At 72.9% G+C, this 18,844-nt stretch carries 15 protein-coding genes and 1 pseudogene; 11 read left to right on the top strand and 5 right to left on the bottom strand.

What is annotated here, in order from left to right; all coding sequences use genetic code 11:
* Positions 1-23 precede the first annotated feature (23 nt).
* On the top strand, positions 24-1,412 hold the full coding sequence (locus ACFYO9_RS37875) for a hydrolase (protein ID WP_358777183.1): 1,389 nt from the start codon (positions 24-26) through the stop codon (positions 1,410-1,412).
* On the opposite strand, the pseudogene ACFYO9_RS37870 reads toward ACFYO9_RS37875, so the two are convergent.
* From ACFYO9_RS37870 to ACFYO9_RS37860, 3 genes and pseudogenes are all read right to left on the bottom strand, one after another.
* Positions 1,402-2,073 (bottom strand): annotated as a pseudogene (locus ACFYO9_RS37870) (ATP-binding protein); the annotation flags it as partial. The gene ACFYO9_RS37875 and the pseudogene ACFYO9_RS37870 overlap by 11 nt on opposite strands.
* A gap of 186 nt (positions 2,074-2,259) precedes the next feature.
* Positions 2,260-2,865, bottom strand: coding sequence for a response regulator transcription factor (locus tag ACFYO9_RS37865; protein ID WP_358777210.1), 606 nt, complete (start codon positions 2,863-2,865; stop codon positions 2,260-2,262).
* Positions 2,866-3,104: 239 nt separating this feature from the next.
* On the bottom strand, positions 3,105-3,851 hold the full coding sequence (locus ACFYO9_RS37860) for a VCBS repeat-containing protein (RefSeq protein WP_358777182.1): 747 nt from the start codon (positions 3,849-3,851) through the stop codon (positions 3,105-3,107).
* A gap of 443 nt (positions 3,852-4,294) precedes the next feature.
* Between ACFYO9_RS37860 and ACFYO9_RS37855 the strand changes: the two genes are divergently transcribed.
* Positions 4,295-5,200 carry a Gfo/Idh/MocA family oxidoreductase gene (locus ACFYO9_RS37855; protein WP_358777209.1) on the top strand — a complete coding sequence of 302 codons (906 nt, stop codon included), beginning with the start codon at positions 4,295-4,297 and terminating at the stop codon, positions 5,198-5,200.
* Here the strand turns inward: ACFYO9_RS37855 and lnt are convergent.
* Entirely contained in the window at positions 5,124-6,932 is a 1,809-nt protein-coding gene (gene lnt / locus ACFYO9_RS37850; RefSeq protein ID WP_358777181.1) for an apolipoprotein N-acyltransferase, read from the bottom strand. The two genes, ACFYO9_RS37855 and lnt, sit on opposite strands and share 77 nt — an antisense overlap.
* Before the next feature lie 123 nt (positions 6,933-7,055).
* Positions 7,056-7,583, bottom strand: coding sequence for a nuclear transport factor 2 family protein (locus tag ACFYO9_RS37845; RefSeq protein WP_358777180.1), 528 nt, complete (start codon positions 7,581-7,583; stop codon positions 7,056-7,058).
* Positions 7,584-8,061: 478 nt separating this feature from the next.
* Between ACFYO9_RS37845 and ACFYO9_RS37840 the strand changes: the two genes are divergently transcribed.
* The 9 genes from ACFYO9_RS37840 to ACFYO9_RS37800 all read left to right on the top strand — a co-directional run bounded on the left by ACFYO9_RS37840 (position 8,062) and on the right by ACFYO9_RS37800 (position 18,831).
* Complete coding sequence (locus ACFYO9_RS37840) at positions 8,062-8,289, top strand: type A2 lantipeptide (RefSeq protein ID WP_355814937.1); 228 nt, start codon at positions 8,062-8,064, stop codon at positions 8,287-8,289.
* A 123-nt stretch (positions 8,290-8,412) separates the two neighbouring features.
* Positions 8,413-9,219 (top strand): HlyD family efflux transporter periplasmic adaptor subunit, encoded by an 807-nt coding sequence (locus tag ACFYO9_RS37835; RefSeq protein WP_358777179.1) that lies wholly within the window; start codon positions 8,413-8,415, stop codon positions 9,217-9,219.
* Complete coding sequence (locus tag ACFYO9_RS37830; protein WP_358777178.1) at positions 9,216-11,501, top strand: NHLP family bacteriocin export ABC transporter peptidase/permease/ATPase subunit; 2,286 nt, start codon at positions 9,216-9,218, stop codon at positions 11,499-11,501. The genes ACFYO9_RS37835 and ACFYO9_RS37830 overlap by 4 nt, the downstream gene beginning before the upstream one ends.
* A gap of 1 nt (position 11,502) precedes the next feature.
* Positions 11,503-14,364: an NHLP bacteriocin export ABC transporter permease/ATPase subunit gene (locus tag ACFYO9_RS37825; protein ID WP_358777177.1), complete on the top strand. Its 2,862-nt coding sequence runs from the start codon at positions 11,503-11,505 to the stop codon at positions 14,362-14,364.
* A 527-nt stretch (positions 14,365-14,891) separates the two neighbouring features.
* Positions 14,892-16,265, top strand: coding sequence for an ATP-binding protein (locus ACFYO9_RS37820; protein WP_355814948.1), 1,374 nt, complete (start codon positions 14,892-14,894; stop codon positions 16,263-16,265).
* A 2-nt stretch (positions 16,266-16,267) separates the two neighbouring features.
* Complete coding sequence (locus ACFYO9_RS37815; protein WP_355814951.1) at positions 16,268-16,684, top strand: roadblock/LC7 domain-containing protein; 417 nt, start codon at positions 16,268-16,270, stop codon at positions 16,682-16,684.
* On the top strand, positions 16,681-17,037 hold the full coding sequence (locus tag ACFYO9_RS37810) for a DUF742 domain-containing protein (RefSeq protein ID WP_355814953.1): 357 nt from the start codon (positions 16,681-16,683) through the stop codon (positions 17,035-17,037). The genes ACFYO9_RS37815 and ACFYO9_RS37810 overlap by 4 nt, the downstream gene beginning before the upstream one ends.
* Positions 17,015-17,626 (top strand): ATP/GTP-binding protein, encoded by a 612-nt coding sequence (locus tag ACFYO9_RS37805; RefSeq protein WP_355814955.1) that lies wholly within the window; start codon positions 17,015-17,017, stop codon positions 17,624-17,626. The genes ACFYO9_RS37810 and ACFYO9_RS37805 overlap by 23 nt, the downstream gene beginning before the upstream one ends.
* On the top strand, positions 17,623-18,831 hold the full coding sequence (locus ACFYO9_RS37800; protein WP_355814958.1) for a cytochrome P450: 1,209 nt from the start codon (positions 17,623-17,625) through the stop codon (positions 18,829-18,831). Before ACFYO9_RS37805 ends, ACFYO9_RS37800 begins: the two co-directional genes overlap by 4 nt.
* The last annotated feature ends 13 nt before the right edge of the window (positions 18,832-18,844 follow it).

The following is an 18,844-nucleotide window of genomic DNA, read 5'->3' as shown; positions in this document are numbered from 1 at the left end:
ACGTGATCTTCTACGGTCGAGGCGTGAGCCTTTGGACCTCCCTGGAACCCGCCTCCTCGACCGTCGACCCCGGCAGCAGCACCACCGTGCAGCTGCGGGTGCGCAACACCGGTGACATCGTCGACGAGTACCGCTTCGAACCGGTCGGGGATCTCGCCCCCTGGGCCAGAGTGGAGCCGCCCCTGTTGCGGCTCTATCCGGGGACCACCGGTGCGGTGGAGGTGACGTTCGCGCCGCCGCGTACGCCGGACGCGGTCGCGGGCCCCCATCCGTACGCGATACGGATCACGCCGGCGGAGCACCGCAGCGCCGTCGTCGTGGCGGAGGGGAACGTCACCGTCACCCCCTTCACCGAGGTGCGCGCCGAGATGGTGCCGCCGACGGTGAAGGGCTGGTTCCGCGGGCGGCCGCAGCTGGCCGTGGACAACCTCGGCAACACTCAGGTGACCGCGTCGCTCAGCGGCAGCGACACCGGCGACCGGATCTCGTACGACCTGCAGCCGGGCAACGTCCAGATCGAGCCGGGCCGGGCCGCGTTCGTGAAGGCGACGCTGCGGCCCCGGCAGATCACCTGGTTCGGCTCCAAGCAGGAGCACCCCTACTCGGTGGCCGTGCGGCGCTCGGGCACCGAACCGCTCCCCGTGGACGGCACGTTCGTCCAGCGGGGGGTGCTGCCGGGGTGGCTGACCGCCGTCGTCAGCGTGCTCCTCGCCCTGACGATCGCGTTCGTGGCGATCTGGATGACGAACCGGCCGCAGATGCGCACCCAGGCACAGGAGAAGCTGGAACAGGGCGGAAAGCTCAAGCCGGACAGCCCGCCCCCGCCCAAGGAGAAGGCGCCGCCCGCCCCCGAGAAGTCGGAGGAGCCGCCCGCGGAGTCGGATGGGGACGGCGGCGGCGACGCGAACGGCGACGGTGGAGGCGGCGGCGAGGAGAAGCAGCCCGAGGAGAGGACCGCCGCCGACGCCGTGCGCGAGGTCTCCGAGGGCAGCGAGGACCGTCACATCTGCTATCGCGCCTACGTCGGAGACAGCTGGCAGGAACCCGTCTGCGACGGGGAGGAGGCGGGCGAGGCCGGTCAGGGCACGCCCATCAAGTCCCTCGACATCGCGGTGACCAACACCCAGGGCGTCACCGGCACCGGCGCCTTCGTGGGGGAGGGCTGGCGCGAGGAGATCCCGTGGTCGAACGCGGACGACGGCAAGGACATGTACTTCGGCAGCACCGAAGAGGCCGACCCCGCCCTGGAGGGGTTCACCTACAAGGTCTTCGACGGTGCCGTGTGCAGCGACACGTACGTACAGGACAAGCAGTGGCTGGGGGAGGTGTGCACCGACCCCGGGCAGTTCAAGTACCACGGGTCGCCCATGGAGTTGAACCTGCCGCTGGAGGCGGTGCGGCTCACCGTCTGACGGCGCGCCTCGCCGGGCGGCGGCCGGTTCTGTCGTACGCGCGGTCGTCCTCGCGGCGGGCGCCCGCCAGCAGATCGTCCGCGCCGACCGGCTCGTTGCGGCCGGCCGCGCGGTACACGGCGGTGGCCACCGCGCGACGGATCGCGCCGCCGGCCAGCTCGAACTCCCGGGCGAGCAGGCCGACATCGAGGTCTTCGGCGTGCGGTACGTGGGCGAGGCCGTGCCGCCACAGCGCGAGGCGCTGCTCCACCTCCGGGAAGGGGAAGTCGATCACCTGGCCGATGCGGCGGACGGCGCCGTCACCCAGGGCCGCGCGGCTCGGCGTGGACAGCAGCGCGACGCCGTCGAACGACGCCAGGCGCGGCAGGAAGGCGACGTCATGGAAGAGGAGCACCGCATCTGTGCGCCCGGCCTCCGCGAGGATCCCTTCGAGGTCCGTGTGACGGCTCTGCGGCCGCACCACGTGGAGCTCCACGCCGAGGTCCGCGGCGATCACCTCGGCGGACAGGGTCTTGCCGGTGCCGGGCCCGCCCGCGAACAGCCCGAGGACCCCGCGGGCGCCGAGGCGGGCCCGCAGGGTGAGGTCGTGCAGCCGGGCGAGGGGCGCGGCGGGCAGGACCAGGTCGTGCCAGTCCACCGAGGGCAGGATCCGGCGGACGTGCCCTGGGCCGGGCGCGAGGGGGCTCTGCCCGGGAACGCCGGCGCCCCGCGGCCGACCGGCCGCGGGGAAGGGGTCGAAGTGGTCCTCGTCGAGGAACGAGACGCTCACGGTCCGGCCCCCGTCGTCAGCGCGGAGAGCAGGAACCACAGGAAGGCGTGCGGACGGAGGGCTGCGGAACCGGGCATCTCAGATGTAGCCCTCGCGCAGCGCGTACGCCACGACGTGCGCCCGGTTGCGCAGGTGAAGGCGGGTGGTGAGGCCGTGCATCACGTTCTTGACGGTGCGTTCGGAGTACGAGAGCTTCGTCGCGATCTCCGAGGTGTCGAACCCCTCGGCGACCAGCCGGACGACGTCCACCTCGCGCTTGGTGAAGCTCAGGAAGAACCCCGGCTGCTCGTTGCCGCCCCGGTGCAGGCGCCGCACCTGGCCGATGAGCTGGCCCAGCAGGTCGGCGGGCAGCTCGCCGCCACCCTTCGCCGCGGTGAGCACGGCGTGCACCAGACGCTGGGCGGTGGCTTCGCGGCGCCAGACGATGGCGCCGACCCCGCACTCGATGACGTCAAGGAGTTCGTGCTCGCGGACCGAACCCGCGATGAGGACGGCCCGGGCCCCCTCGCTGCGCACGGTGCGGCGCAGCCGGGTGAGCGCGGCGTCGTCGAGCTGGTCCTCGATGATCAGGGCGACCGTGGCGGGACCCGAGTCCTCGCACAGTTCGACCTCCGGGTGCCGGCGAAGCTGGCTGAGGACACCCTCGCGGCTGATCGGATCGGGGGCGCTGACGGAGACCCGCACCCGGTTCGTCCTCGGTACGGGCGGTGCGACGGGCGCGGGGAGAGCGGCCGTCGCGGAGACGGGGGCGGTCAGGACGGCCGGAGACGAGCTGGGCAAGGGATCTTCCTTACTTCTGTGAGCCGGGCGCCGCCCTGTAACGGGGGTGGGCGGCGCCCGGCGGTCAGGTGGTCCTGAGAACCTGTCTTGGGTGCGGACGGCCTCGCGGTTCGCGCGGCGACGCGGTTCGTACGGCGACGCGGTCAGGAGCAGGACGAGAAGAAGTGCTTCCAGCCGTCGGCGGGCATGGCCGGCGGCTCGGCCGGGGTGCCCGTCTCGCCGTACTTCTGCTGGGCGTCCTGGTCGTAGCTCCCGGGGCCGTCGCCCTGCGCGGCCAGGCGTACGCCGCGCTCCCACACGCCGTCACCGGCGTTGCCGAGGAGCGCGAGGTCGGGGTAGGCGTCGCCGTCGTAGTCGGCGATCCGCAGCTCCTTGACCTCGCGGGCGTCGCCGATGTCCAGGTGGCGGGCGTGGGCCGAGCCGAGATCGGCGCGCTTGAGCGGGCCGGGGCGGAAGTCGGCGACGCGCGCGGTGTTGGGGTCGTCCACGCCGGACGGCTCGACGACGTCGACGACCATGTCCAGGGTGCCGTCGTGCCGGAAGTCGGCGACGGCGGCGGTGGCGACCTCGCCCCGCTTGGCGCCGAGCAGCTTGCCGACGGACTGCTTGGCGCCGAAGGTGCCGCTCGCGGTGCCCCACTGGACGGTCATCTTGGTGCCGGTGTGCCCGGGGTTCGCGATCCTGTCCGGGTTGCCGTCGCCGTCGAGGTCGCCGACCAGCGTCGTGGCGTCGGTCAGACACGGGCCGGTCGCACGGGCCGACGCTGCGGCGGATCCGGCGCCGTTCGAGTCTGCTGATCCGGCCGCGCTGGCCTGGTAGCCGGCGACCGTCAGGGTCAGGGCGACCGCCGCGACCGGTGCGGCGATCAGACGTGAGCGCTTGCGAAGCATCTGCGAACTCCAATGTCGTTGCTGCCGAGCCGTGCCCGAGGCCGGGCTCATCCGGCTCGCCCCATGCGGTGGTGCATGTCGCCGTGGGGCGCGGAGAGGTCCCCGGTGGGCACGGATCGAGCTTGTGGGCTGAGCCGTCCCCACGGCCAGGAAAGTCGGTGACTTGGGGACGCTGGAACGCGGGAACGGCCTCTGAACAGGGAGAACATCAGGTGCCTGGAACGCGGAACTGGAACGCGGAACTGGAGGGCGCCGGGTCACGGGAGCGCCGGGAGGACCGGGGAAGGACGCGCGCGGGCCGACGATCCGCCCGCTTCCCGTCGACGCTCGGCCCGCGCGGCACGGCCCGCACCGCACATGGCAGAGTTGCGTGAGAAGACCATAGCTCCGCGCAAAAAACGAATGACGAGGTCAAACCGGTGGATACCAGCGGCAAGCGGGCCCTGAAGGTCGGCTGCATCGGACTCGGCGACATCGCGCGGAAGGCGTACCTCCCCGTGCTCACCACGCAGCCCGGCGTCGAGCTGCACTTGCAGACGCGCACGCCGGCCACCCTCGCCCGGGTCGCGGCCACCCACCACATCCCGGACTCCTGCTGCCACACCGACCTGGACGCGCTGCTCGCCGAGGGCCTCGACGCCGCCTTCGTGCACGCGCCGACCACCGTGCACCCGGAGATCGTCACCCGGCTCCTGGAGGCGGGCGTCCCGACCTACGTCGACAAGCCCCTCGCGTACGAACTCGCCGACTCCGAGCGGCTCGTGGACCTCGCGGAAGAGCGCGGCGTCAGCCTGGCCGTCGGCTTCAACCGGCGCCACGCGCCCGCCGTCGCCCAGTGCGCCGAGCACCCGCGCGAGCTGATCCTCCTGCAGAAGAACCGCGTCGGCCTGCCCGAGGACCCGCGCACCCTGGTCCTTGACGACTTCATCCACGTCGTCGACACGCTGCGCTTCCTCGCGCCGGGACCGGTCGACCACGTCGGCGTGCGCGCCCGCGTCGTCGACGGCCTCATGGAACACGTGGTGCTGCAGCTCGCGGGCGACGGGTTCACCGCGGTCGGCATGATGAACCGGCTCAGCGGCTCGGCCGAGGAGATCCTGGAGGTCTCCGGCCAGGACACCAAGCGGCAGGTGTGCAACCTCGCCGACGTCGTCGACCACAAGGGCCAGCCCAGCGTGCGGCGGCGCGGCGACTGGGTGCCGGTGGCCCGTCAGCGCGGCATCGAGCAGGTCGTCCTGGCCTTCCTCGACGCGGTGCGCGCCGGCGAGGTGCTCAGCGCCCGGGACGCACTGGCGACCCATGAACTGTGCGAACGGGTGGTCCGAGCAGCCCAGGAGCAGGCCGCCTGAGCGCCCGCGCCCCCTCGACCGCGCACAGCGCCACGAGGACCAGGAGCGCCCCGTGCACCGGCCAGTCGCCCCATCTGACGTACGCCGTGGTGCCGGTGGCCAGCGGTACGTCGTACACCGCCGCGGCGCTCGCCGACGTGCCGAGCCACGAGCCGACCCGGGAGCCGTCCGGGCCGTAGACGGCGGAGACCCCGGTGAGCGTGGCGTGCACCATCGGGCGTCCCGACTCGGCGGCCCGTACGGCCGCGAGCGAGGCGTGCTGCGGGGGCGCCCAGCTGTGCTGGAAGGACGAGGTGGCCGACTGGGCGAGGAGCACCTGGGCGCCGTCGCGGGTGAGGCGGCGGCTCATGTCGGGGAACGCCGACTCGAAGCAGACCAGCGGGCCGATCCGCAGATCGCGTCCGACGTCCATCACCACGCGCCGGTCGCCGCGCCTGCGGTCCTCGCCCGCCGCCTTGCCGACCGACGTCGCCCAGCCGAGCAGGGAGCGCGCCGGTATGTACTCGCCGAAGGGCACGAGCCGCATCTTGTCGTAGCGGTCGCCGGTCGGCCCGTCCGGTCCCACCAGGACGGAACTCTTGTATATGCCGGGCCGGTCGGAGCGGCGCGCGTCGACGTTCACCAGGATGTCCGCGCCGACCTCCCGGGAGAGCGCGGCGATCCGGCGCGCCACGTCCGGCCGGTCGGCCAGGTCGAAGCCGACGCTGCTCTCGCCCCAGACGACGAGGTCGAGGTCCCGGCCCGCCAGCGTGCGGGTCAGCTCCTCCTCACGGGCCAGCCGCCGCTCGGGGCCCTTGACCCCGTCGATGACGCCGGGCTGTACGACGGCGATCCGGGTGCGGCCTGCGGCCTCGGGGCGCGGCGCCCACGCCCAGGCGGCCGTGGCGGCGGCCGCCACGGCGAGGATGCCCGCGACGGCGGGGACGGCGGCCGCGGCTGCGGTCCCACCGGGGGAGAGGGACGAGAAGCCGCGGGCCCCGGCCGGTCCGGTCACGGGCCGGGTGGCCGGACGCGGGCCCGGCACGGCCGAGCGCGAGCGGGCAGGGGCGGAACGGTGCCCCGCGAGCCACGGCGACGCGGAGACGGTCAGGAGTGATGTCGGTGTGCGCAGCGCCGTCCGGGACGTCGCGGCGCGCACGGCGACGACCAGCAGCGCGACCCCGGTGTTCACGATTACGACCGCCGCGCTGACCAGCCACACCCCGCCCACCGATGCGAGCCGCAGCGCGGGCGCCACCTGCCACTGGCTGGACCCGAGCAGACCCCACGGCCCGCCGAGCCCCTGCCAGGACCTGACCAACTCGACCATCAGCCAGGCCGACGGCAGCACCACGAGCGCGGCGGCGGCCCGCCGCCTGGACGTCGGCGCTCCGCCGATGAACCGTCGTACGAGCCACCCCCAGGGCGCCCACAACAGGCCGAGGAGCGCGGCTATGACGACCGTGAACACGTGCAGGCTCGGCAGCAGCCAGTGGTGCACGGCCACCATGAAGCCGAGGCCGCCGAGCCAGCCGTCGCGGGCGGCGATCCGGCCGGTCGGGGCCGACGCGGCAAGCAGCATCCAGGGCACCAGCGCCACATACCCGAACCACCACAACGACGGTGCGGGGAAGGCCAGGGCGGGCAGCGCGCCGGCCGCCACGGCGACGACACCGCGCCACCGGCCCGACGCGAGCAGCCGCGCGGCGCGCCGCCCGTGCCGCTCCCAGCGGTCGTCGCCGTACAGATCCATGCAGCGCTCCCTCGGTCCCCGAAACCGGTCGTGCCTCCAGGCCGGCCGTGCCTCCAGTGTGCGCGCCCCGGACGATCTAGGACAGTGGGTGGGAGCGGGAGCGGCCGCCGGGGTGAGGGGGAGTCACGCGCCGGAGGCCGGCTCCCGGCGTCGCTGCTCACCGGCCAGCCGGCGCCACTTCTCCGTGACGACCACCCGGCGCAGCCGCCAGCCCGTGTGCGTACGCAGGACCGTGAAGGCGTAGCGGCCGCCGCAGACGAAGTCCGGTGCCGTGGACGGCTCCCCCGAGGCGGAGGCGGAGGCAGGGGCCGCGCCGGGGCGTTCGGCGAACCGCATGGGGTTCACGTAGTCGGCCTGGACCCGTGCCGTGTCGCCGGTGTCCTGCTCCAGCGTGCCGAACTCCAGCCTGCGGTTGGTGATCAGGTGCTGGCGCATGGGGAACATCCGCATCGTCTCCGCCAGCCACGCGGAAATCTCCTCGGCCCCTCCCTCGATGCCGCCCGCGGAGCGGTAGTCGGCGTTGCCTCCGGGGGCGAAGAGCCGCCGGTAGGCGTCCCAGTCGCCGTCGTCGACGGTCACCGCGTACTCGGTGATGAGGGCATCGATGGCCAACCGGTCCATCACGGCGGCGAGTTCCACGCGCTGCGTCATCGGCTCAGTGTTGGGCACGGGCGGTGCCGAGCCAAGGGGCGTGCAGGGCCCGAAAGTCGTCTCGGCGGAATACGGCGTGTCCCTGCCTGTCCCCTTCGGTCACGATTGAGCACGCCTTCAATGAACCTGCACATCGAATGTGCACCGCAGTCACGGAATTCCGCCCGCGAGGCCCCGGAATTTCGATGCACGAACCATCGGGTGGGCTCTTTGGCGGTGGAGTGTCCGATTTGTTGGAGGGAGTCGCTCCGCTTCCTTGATTTCCTTCTGTGAATCTTGTGAAGGAGCTGCCGCCACGCGGTGAAATCGCCTGCACGCAGCGGTGATTCAACGCCGCAACCGTGACCGGGCGACGTGCCGTCGATTGGATGTACGAGCTGCGAACGTGCTTTGATCCTGGCCGACGCGGAATTCGCCCCCCGAGTTCCGCGGAGTTGGAAACACCTTTGCAACATTCATGAGAAGGGCAGCTCACACCATGAACCACACCCCCCAGGTCGAGACCCTCGAGATTTCCGACGCTGACCTCGACAACGTCTCCGGTGGCCTCGTCGCCGGCGTCACGAGCAACGTCACCAGCACCGTCGACTCCATCGCCCCCGTCTCGGGCGTCGTCGGCGGCGTCGTCGGCACGGTCGAGGGTGTCACCGGCCTCAACACCGGCGCCGTCACCGGCCTGGCCTCCGGCCTGACCGCCGGTCTCTGAGCCTCCCGCTCACCGAGACGCCATGATGCGTGAGCCCCGGAACCTCAGGTTCCGGGGCTCACGGACGCCCAGGCACAGTCGCCTCAGGCGCAGTTGCCCCAGGCACAGTAAGGGAAGCGTTCCGTGCAGTTCCGCCAACAGGCCCTGTCCAAGCTGCAGTCGCCCGAGGAACTCGACCTGCCGGTGCGCTACGCCCGCCCCCAGGGCCTGCTCGCCCTCGCCGTCACCCTCGTGGTCATGGCCGCCGCGGGCGTCTGGGCGGTGACCGGATCGGTCGCCTCGACGCTCCGGGCGCCCGGCATCCTCACCCACGGCCAGGGCAGTTACGTCCTGCAGAGCCCCGTCACCGGACAGGTGACAGCCGTCCTCGCCGAGGAGGGCAAGCGCCTGTCCGCGGGCGCCCCCGTCCTCAAGGTCCGTACCGAGCGCGGCGACAAGGTCGTGCGCGCCATCGCCGCGGGCCGGGTGACCGCACTCGTCGCCAGGATCGGGACCGTGGTCACCACCGGCGCCGACGTCGCGACCCTGGAGCGCGTGGCGGGCGCCGACGACCCCCTCCTCGCCATGCTCTACGTACCCGCCGACAGCGCGGCCGGCATCCCCGTCGGCGCTCAGGTCGACCTCACCGTCCAGTCCGTGCCCAGCCAGGAGTTCGGCACGCTGCGCGGACGCGTGAAGGCCGTCGGCCGGGCCGCGCAGACCCGGCAGAAGATCACCGGCTTCCTCGGCGACAAGGACCTGGCCGGGCGGTTCACGAAGGACGGGCCACCCGTGGCCGTGCTCGTACGACTGGAGAAGTCCGCGGCGAACAAGTCCGGTTACGCCTGGTCCACCGCCGGCGGACCGCCCTTCACACCCGACTCCATGACGCCGGCCGACGGCGCCCTGCACCTCGCCGAGCAGCACCCGATCGATTGGCTGCTCCCGTGAGCGCACCGCACCCCTCCCCGGCCCACCAGCAGCAACTGCCGCCCCCCGGCGGCCGCCGCAGGCACCGCCCCGAACCCCAGCGGCGCGGCCGCCGCAAGCCGCCGCCCCGCCCCGCCGCCAAGGGCGGACGCCCCGGCACCGTCCGCACCCCCACCGTCCTGCAGATGGAGGCCGTGGAGTGCGGCGCCGCCGCCCTCGCCATGGTCCTCGCCCACCACGGACGCCACGTCCCGCTGGAGGAGCTGCGCATCGCCTGCGGCGTCTCCCGCGACGGCTCACGGGCCAGCAACGTCCTGAAGGCGGCCCGGAGTTACGGCCTCACGGCCAAGGGCATGCAGATGGAGCCCGCCGCGCTCGCCGAGGTCAAGGCGCCCGCGATCCTGTTCTGGGAGTTCAACCACTACGTCGTGTACGACGGTTCGGGGCGCCGCCTCGGCCGCCGCGGCGTGTACATCAACGACCCGGACAAGGGCCGCCGCTTCGTGCCCGCCGAGGACTTCGACACCAGCTTCACCGGTGTCGTCCTGGTCCTCGAACCGGGCGAGGACTTCCGCCCCGGCGGCCGCAGGCCCGGCGTCATGAAGGCCCTACCGGCCCGGCTGCGCGGCACCACCGGCACGATGCTCGCCGCGCTCCTGGCCAGCCTGCTGCTCGTCGCCGTCGGCGCGGCGCTGCCCGCGCTGAGCCGGACGTACATCGACCTGTTCCTGGTCGGCCATCAGACCTCGCTCCTCGGCGCCCTGTTCACGTCGATGGGTGCGATGGTGGCGCTCACCGTGGTGCTGACCTGGCTGCAACAGGCGAACCTGCTGCGCGGCCGCATCATCTCCTCCACCCTCGGCAGCGCCCGCTTCCTGCGCCATCTGCTGCGCCTGCCCGTCACGTTCTACGCCCAGCGCAGCCCCGCCGACCTGGTGCAGCGTCTCGCCTCCAACGACGCCGTCGCCGAGACCCTGGCCCGCGACCTGACGGCCGCCGGCGTCGACGGCGTCGTCGTGCTGCTCTACGCGGCGCTGCTGTGGACGTACGATCCGCAGCTCACCCTCGTCGGCGTCGGCATCGCCCTGCTGAACATCGTCGCGATGCGCGTCGTCATCCGACTGCGCGCCACCGGCACCCAGAAGCTGCGCGCCGACAGCGCCAAGCTCACCAACACCTCGTACACCGGCCTGCAGTTGATCGAGACCATGAAGGCCACCGGCGGCGAGAACGGCTACTTCCGGCGCTGGGCCGGCCAGCACGCCACCACCCTGGAGGAGCAGCAGCGCCTCGGTGTGCCGAGCGCCTGGCTCGGCGTGGTCGCGCCGACCCTGGCCACTCTGAACAGCGCCCTGATCCTGTGGATCGGCGGCCTGCGCGCCGTTGAGGGCCACCTCTCCATCGGTCTGCTCGTCGCCTTCCAGGCACTGGTGACCCGGTTCACCGCACCGATCACCCGCCTCAACGGCGTCGCCGGACGCATCCAGGACTTCGCCGCCGACGTCGCCCGCCTCAAGGACGTCGAGAACTTCCCCGTCGACACGCTGTACTCCCGCCCCGAACCGGCCGCGAGCACCCGCCGCCTCAAGGGTCACGTCACCCTGGAGGACATCACCTTCGGCTACAGCCCCCTCGACAAGCCGCTCCTGACCGGCTTCTCGCTGTCGGTCGGGCCGGGACAGCAGGTGGCGCTCGTCGGTGGCTCGGGCAGCGGCAAGTCGACCGTCTCCCGGCTGATCTCGGGGCTCTACAGCCCCTGGGAGGGCACGATCCGCATCGACGGGCAGCGCCTGGAGGACATCCCGCGCGGCGCGCTCGCCGCCTCCGTCTCCTTCGTGGACCAGGACGTCTTCCTCTTCGAGGGCACCGTCCGCGACAACGTCGCCCTCTGGGACCCCTCGATCACCGACGACGCCGTGGTGGCCGCCCTCAAGGACGCCTGCCTGTACGAGGTGGTGGCCCGCAGGCCCGGCGGCATCCACGGCCGCGTCGAGCAGGACGGGCAGAACTTCTCCGGCGGCCAGCGCCAGCGCCTGGAGATCGCCCGCGCCCTGGTCCGCCGCCCGAGCATCCTCGTCCTCGACGAGGTCACCAGCGCCCTGGACGCCGAGACCGAGCAGGTCATCATCGACAACCTGCGCCGCCGCGGCTGCGCCTGCGTCGTCATCGCCCACCGTCTGAGCACCGTGCGCGACAGCGACGAGATCGTCGTCCTGGACCACGGCCAGGTCGTGGAGCGGGGACGCCACGAGCACCTCGTCGCCGCCGGCGGGCCCTACGCCGACCTGGTCAAGGAGCACTGAGGTGACCTCGGTACCGCAGAGCCACGGGTACTCCGCAGACACGGCCGACACGGTCGCCGCCGCGTTCGGCGCTCTCGGCACACCGGTGGACTGCGCGGGCCTGCGCAGCGTGCACCTGGAGGGCCCGCAGGTGCTGTGGCTCGTGGTGGCCGGGGCCCTCGACCTGTTCGCCGTCGACGCCGTGCAGCAGGGCCACTGGCACTACCTCGGCCGCCTGGAACCCGGCACGCTGCTCCTCGGCCCGGTCGAGGGCCCGCAGCACACCCTCGTCGGCCGCCCTCTACAGGGCTGTGTGCTGCGCCGCGTCCCGCTGCGCGAGCTGTACCGCCCCGACTACGGCGACACCTGGTCCTACGAGCAGCAGCACCCCACCGGGTACGACACCCAGGACGCCGCCCTCAGCATCCTGGAGCACGCCTTCGCGCTCGGCATCGGCCGCGGCCACCGAGTCCTGTTCGAGGCGCCGCTGGACGGCCGCACCGTGGGCGACGAGGTGGTGGCCGACGACGACATCCTCTGGATGCCGGTGGCGCCGGGCAGCGTGCAGTACGGGTCCGCCTACAGCGCGGAGGCCACCGGCGACCTGCTCGTCGACGCGGCCATGTGGCAGCGGATGGTCAACCAGCAGTACCGGCTGCTCGCCACCCTCGACCGCTGGATCGAACGCCTGGAGCGGGCCCACGAGGACCGTACGGCGGCCGGCATCAAGGCGGGCGAGAGCGTCCGCGAGCAGGCCGACCGGACCCTGATCGCCTCCATCGGCCGCTCCGGCAGGCGCGGTGCGCGGCGCGCGGAGGCCGCGGGACACGACGCGACGTACGCCGCGTGCCGGCTGGTCGCCGAGGCGGCGGGCATCACCCTGGCCGGACCGTCGGAGGGCGGCGCGGTGAGCGAGCGGATCGATCCGGTGGAGCAGGTGGCGGTGGCCTCACGGGTCCGCAGCCGCGCCATCCGGCTCGACGGCCGGTGGTGGCGCGAGAACGCGGGCCCGCTGGTCGGGCACCGTGCCGCGAGCGGCGCGCCGGTCGCGCTGCTGTGGCGGCGCGGCGGTTACGAGTCGGTGCACCCCACGTCCGGGCGGCGCACCCGCGTCGACGCCTCCAACGCCGACGAGTTCGAACCGCAGGCCGTCATGTTCTACCGGCCGCTGCCCGACCGGCCGTTGACGCCGTGGCGGTTGTTCCGCTTCAGCCTGCGGGGCACCGGCGGCGACGTGCGCAACCTCGTGCTCGCCGGTCTGGTGACCGTCGCGATCGGCGCCCTGGTGCCGATCGCGACGGGGCAGGTCCTTGGGGTGTTCGTGCCGAACGCCGAGAAGAGCCTCATCGTCCAGGTCTCCCTGGCCGTCATGATCACCAGCATCGTCTCGGCGGCGTTCATGCTGCTGCAGAACCTCACCGTGCTGCGGATGGAGGGCCGCATGGAGAGCGCCCTGCAACCCGCCGTCTGGGACCGCCTGCTGCGGCTTCCCACCCGCTTCTTCGCGTCCCGTTCGACCGGTGAGCTGGCGAGCGCGGCCATGGGGGTCAGCGCCATCCGCCGGGTCCTCTCGGGGATCGGCCCGGTGGCGCTGCAGGCCGGTTCGGTGGGCGCGATGAACCTGGTCCTGCTGATGGTCTACAGCGTCCCGCTGGCGCTGGCCGCGCTCGGCATGCTGGCCGTCATCGCCGCCGTGTTCCTCTCCCTCGGGCTGTGGGAACTGCGCTGGCAGCGACGGCTCGTGGAGCTCGGCAACAAGCTCAACAACCAGGCGTTCCAGACCCTGCGAGGGCTGCCCAAGCTCCGGGTGGCCGGGGCGGAGAGCTTCGCGTACGCGGCCTGGGCGGGGGAGTTCGCGCGCAGCAGGGAGCTGCAGCAGCGGGCCGGCCGCATCAAGAACCTCACCACCGTCCTCAACTCCGTCTATCTGCCGCTCTGCACGCTCGTCATGTTCGTCCTGCTCGCGGGCCCGGCCCGGGGCAGCCTGACCGCCGGCGAGTTCCTCACCTTCTCCACCGCCGTGACCATGCTCCTGACCTCCGTCACCCAGCTGACCGGAGCGCTCATCTCGGCGGCCGCGGTGCTCCCGATGTTCGAACAGATCAAGCCCGTCCTCGACGAGGCGCCGGAGGTGCGCGCGGGAAGCACCCAGCCGGGCGAGCTGCGGGGTGAGATCGAGGCCCGCTCCCTGTCCTTCCGCTACACCGACGACGGCCCGCTGGTCCTCGACGACGTGTCGCTGGCCATCCGGCCGGGCGAGTTCGTGGCGGTCGTCGGCCCCAGTGGCTGCGGCAAGTCGACGCTGCTCCGCCTTCTGATCGGCTTCGACGAGCCGGTCTCGGGCAGCGTCCTCTACGACGGCCAGGACCTGTCGGCCCTGGACCAGTCGGCGGTGCGCCGCCAGTGCGGTGTCGTCCTGCAGAACGCGCAGCCGCTCACCGGCTCGATCCTGGACTGCATCTGCGGCGCCGAGTCGTTCACGCAGGAGGAGGCGTGGGAGGCCGCCGCGATGGCGGGCCTCGCCGAGGACATCAAGCGCATGCCGATGGGCCTGCACACGATGATCTCCGGCGGGGGAGCGGTCTCCGGCGGCCAGCGCCAGCGCCTGATGATCGCCCAGGCGCTGATCCGCCGCCCCCGCGTCCTCTTCTTCGACGAGGCGACCAGCGCCCTGGACAACGAGACGCAGCGCACGGTCATCGACAGCACCCGCGCCCTGAACGCCACCCGCGTCGTGATCGCCCACCGCCTCTCCACCGTCATGGACGCCGACCGGGTGATCGTGATGTCGGAGGGCCGCGTCGTCCAACAGGGCCCGCCCGCACAGCTGTTGGCGGACACGGGGGGCCGGCTGCACGAGCTGGTGCGGCGCCAGATGAGCTGAGGAACCGGTCGGCCCCGAGGGGCTGATTCCGGCCGACTCGTCGGGCCGGTGGAGGCGGTTCCCAGCGCTTTCCGGCTATTTCGCCGACGGATAAACGGACGCGCGGCCTCGGGCGGTGGACACGACAAGATATCGTTGACGAGCCGTGACCAACTGGCTGCTTTCCGATGTCAGTTGGCCGAAAGTGTGCCATGCAAGCTCGCCGTGAACCGAGGGAAGCCAGAAAGTGCTGATGCGTACGGTCAGACAGGTCGGGCCTCGCGGGCTGCCCCGACGCGCCCGCCGGCGCGACGCCCCCGCGACGCCCCGCCCCCGGGCCCACCGCGTCCTTCGCCGCCCACCCGTGCGGCACCTCCCCTAGCCGGCGCGGGACCGCGACACGGCGGACCCCCCCGCCGGTCGCGCGACCCACGCGCCACCCCGGACGGGCGGGCGGCCGACCGCACCCCGCCCGCTCCCGCCGCAGTCACCCCGTCCAGCCGGCGGCACCAGCCGCCTCGCCCCCTTTGACACCTGTAGAGGACGTGATGACAGACCTGATACAGGCCACCAGCGTGGTGCCCTCGGTTCTGGCCCTGGCCGCCGGCGGTGCCGCCTGGCGGTTCTGGGACCAGTACCGCGGTGAGCGCGCCACCAGCGGCCGCCTCCGAGCCCAGGCCGAGGAGATCGCCCTCCGGCAGCGCGCCACCGAGGCCGTACTGGCGCAGCTCGCCGAGGGGGTGATCCCCCGCCTCGGCGCCGAGGCCGAGCGCCAGGGCACCGGCCACGGCGTCGACATCGAACTCCCCGAAGCCCTGGCCGGCACGGCGCTCGCGGGGCGGCTCGCGCAGCTCGCCGACTCCGCCGCGCACACGGTGCGCAAGGCCCAGTACGACACCCAGGCCACCATGACCGCCCAGGTCGCCGAGGCGCGGGAATCCGCGGCCGAGGAGGGCGCCCGCGCACGGCAGGCCGCCGAGGAGTCCACCCGTGCGGCCGTCCGTGCCGTCTCCTCCGCGATGGTCGGCATGGCCTCCAAGCTGAGCCAGCGGGTCAGCCACGGCGTGCGGCGGCACGAGGGCGACGAGGCGTACGAGACGCTGGTCGGCATCGACCACCCCACCCAGCAGATGCTGCTCGTCGCCCAGAACTACGTGGTCCTGTCCGGCGGCAAGCTGTCGCGCCGCTGGCCCGCCACACCGCTGACCGACGTGGTGCGGGCGGCCATGGGCAGCATCGAGGAGTACGAGCGGGTCGAGCACCAGGAGCTCGCCGTCACGGTGACCAGCCGGGCGGTCGGGCCCATCGTCCACGCCCTGGCGGTGCTCCTGGACAACGCGGTCCGCTACTCGCCGTCCTCCGCCCGGGTGCACGTGGCCTTCCAGGAGGGCCACCACGGCGTCTCGGTCATCGTGGACGACGCCGGACTGCGCATGAACGAGGAGCAACTGACCTGGGCCCGGCGCATTCTGACGGGCGACCAGCGGGACGACATCAACCAGCTCGGCGCGCACCCGCAGACCGGCCTGCGGGCGGCCGCCGCCCTCGCCGGCGACTACGGGTTCCGCATCGACCTGGAGGCCCCGAACCCCTTCGGCGGCACCCGCGTCTACATGTTCATCCCCAAGAGCCTGCTGACGACGTCGGCGCCGACGCCCGTCCCCCGGTCCACCCCGGCGCCCGCCCCGGCCCCGGCCCCCGCCGCCGAGCCGGCCCCCGCACGGCGCACCACCGCCAGCGGACTGACCGTCCGTTCGCGGGCGACTCCGGCCGCCGCGCCGGCCGGCCGTACGCCGGCGGCCCGCACCCCGGCCGCCGACGGCCAGGCCGCGCCGGGCCGCCCCTCGATCGCCGCCGCCTGGGCCAAGGGGACGCGCAGCGCCCGTACCGAAGACCCGACCCCCACGCACGAAGGAGCCTGACCGTGACCACCGGCAACGAACTTGGCTGGCTGCTGGACCAGTCACTGGGGTCCCTCGAAGGCGTCCGGCACGCGGTGCTGATGAGCTCCGACGGTCTGCTGCACTCCCGTACGGCCGGGATCGGACAGGACGACGCGGAGAAGTTCGCCGCGATCACCGCGGCCGTACGGGCAGCCGCCCTCGCCTACGACGAGGAGACCGGCGGCGGGGGCACCCGGCAGGCCCTGATCGAACTCACCAACCACGTGGGCCTGATCACCCAGGCCGGCGGCAACACCATGCTGTCGGTGCAGACCACAGGGCCCGACGCGGACATCGGCCTGATCACCCATCACATGCTGGAGCTGGCGCAGCGCGTCGGCCATGAGATGAAGGTCGCCCCGCGGCAGCCTTCCGGTCTCGGCCTGCCGACGACGTGAGCGGGCCGCGGCGAGACCCGGACCTGGTCAGACCCTACGTCCGTACCGACGGGCGGGTCCGCGCCGACCCGGACGTGCGCCTGGAGACCGTGGTGCTCGCCGCGAGCGGCCCGACCGAGGGCCTGGGCGCGGACGCCCGGCGCGTCATGGGCCTGTTCACCCACGCCCAGGGCGGCGGCCTGGCGGTCGCGGACATCGCGGCCGCCCTGGAGTTCCCTCCCTCCACGGTGCGCATCCTCGTCTCCTCCCTCATCGACGAGGGCCTGCTGGCCCGCCCGGTCGCCGCCGGTGACGACCAACCCCAAACCGATCTGCTCCAGGAGGTACTGCGTGGTCTCCGCGCCCTCGTCTGACGGCCTCATCTATGTGCCACCCGGCGTCACCCGGTCCGCGAAGATCGTGATCTCCGGGAGCTTCGGCGTCGGCAAGACGACGTTCGTCGGCAGCGCCTCGCAGATCCCGCCGCTGCGCATGGAGGAGCGGATCACCCAGGCCAGCGCGGGCGTCGACGACCTGGCGCGCACGCCGCGCAAGACCACCACGACCGTCGGCATGGACTTCGGGCGCCTGCACCTGAGCGACGCCCTCGTGCTCTACCTCTTCGGCACCCCCGGCCAGGGCCGGTTCCGCCCCATGTGGGCGGGGCTGACCGAGGGGGCGCTCGGCGCGCTGGTCCTGGTCGACACCCGCAACCTGGAGGCGTCCTTCGAGATCCTCGCGCTGCACGAGGAACAGGGCACCCCGTACGCGGTGGCGGTCAACCTCTTCGACGGGGCGCCCCGCTACGACCTCGACGAGATCCGCCAGGCCCTCGACCTGGACGCGCACACGCCGCTGACGACCTGTGACGCCCGCGAGGGCACCTCCAGCGTCCTGGCCCTGATCACCCTCTGCGAGTACCTGTCCGACCTGCACGCACCCGTCTTGGAGCCCCGCCCGTGACCAGCCCGACCACGACCGACGCGGCCCCCGAGCACCGGGTCGCCCTGTACGAAGCCGAGTTCGCGGCCGACCCGCACGCCGCCTACGCGCGGATGCGGGCCACGTACGGCCCGTTCGTCCCGGTGGACCTCATTCCCGACGTCCCGGCGACCCTCGTCATCGGATACGCCCAGGCCCGGCGCATCCTCAACGACCCGCTGCGGTTCCCCGCCGACCCGCGCACGTGGGAGCAGTCCGTCCCCGAGACCTGCCCGGTGCGCCCGATGATGGAGTACCGCCCCAACGCGCTGCGCTCGGCGGGCCCCGCGCACACCCGCTACCGCTCGGCGAACACCGCCGCGATCGACGGCGTGGACCAGCACGCGCTGCGCACGGTCGTCGAGCAGGTGGCCGACGCCACCATCGCCGAGTTCCGCGACGCCGAGGGCGCCGACCTGCTCACCCAGTACGCCTGGCCCATCGCGTTCCGCGTCCTGAGCGCCCTGCTCGGCTGCCCGGACGAGATGGGGCGCCGGATCGCCGACGGCATGGCGAAGATCTTCGAGGGAGTGGACGCGGCCAGCGGCAACCAGATCCTCTCCCAGGCCGTCGCCGACCTCGTGGCCCTGCGGCAGCGCCGGCCCGGCGACGACGTCACCTCCCGGCTCCTCGCGCACACGGCCGCCCTCGACGACGTGGAGATGGCCCACCAGCTCGTCACGCTCTACGGCGCCGGCATCGAACCGCTGACCAACCTCATCGCCAACACGGTCCTGCGGATCCTCACCGACGACCAGTTCTCCGGCGACCTGCACGCGGGCGGCTCCTCGGTCCGCGAAGCGCTCGACACGGTGCTCTACACCGACCCGCCGCTGGCCAACTACTGCATCAGCTACCCGCCGCACCCCGTCGACGTCGACGGATTCCTGCTGCCCGCACACCAGCCGGTCGTCATCTCCATGGCCGGCTGCAACAACGACCCCGCCCTCGGGGACCAGCGCATCGCCAGCAACCGCGCCCACCTGTCGTGGAGCACGGGACCGCACGCCTGCCCCGCCCGGCCGCACGCGTATCTCATCGCCGAGACGGCCATCACCCATCTGCTCGACGCGCTGCCCGAGATGGATCTCGCCACCGCTCCCGAGGACCTGGTCTGGCGCCCCGGACCCTTCCACCGGGCGCTGACCGCTCTGCCCGTCCAGTTCCCCACCGCCGCGTCCGTCTGAAGGGACCCGCACC

The organism is Streptomyces sp. NPDC005863, from assembly GCF_042871345.1.
GTDB lineage: Bacteria > Actinomycetota > Actinomycetes > Streptomycetales > Streptomycetaceae > Streptomyces.
Note: the sequence above shows the minus strand (reverse complement) of the source record. Positions and strands in the feature narration are given on the sequence as shown.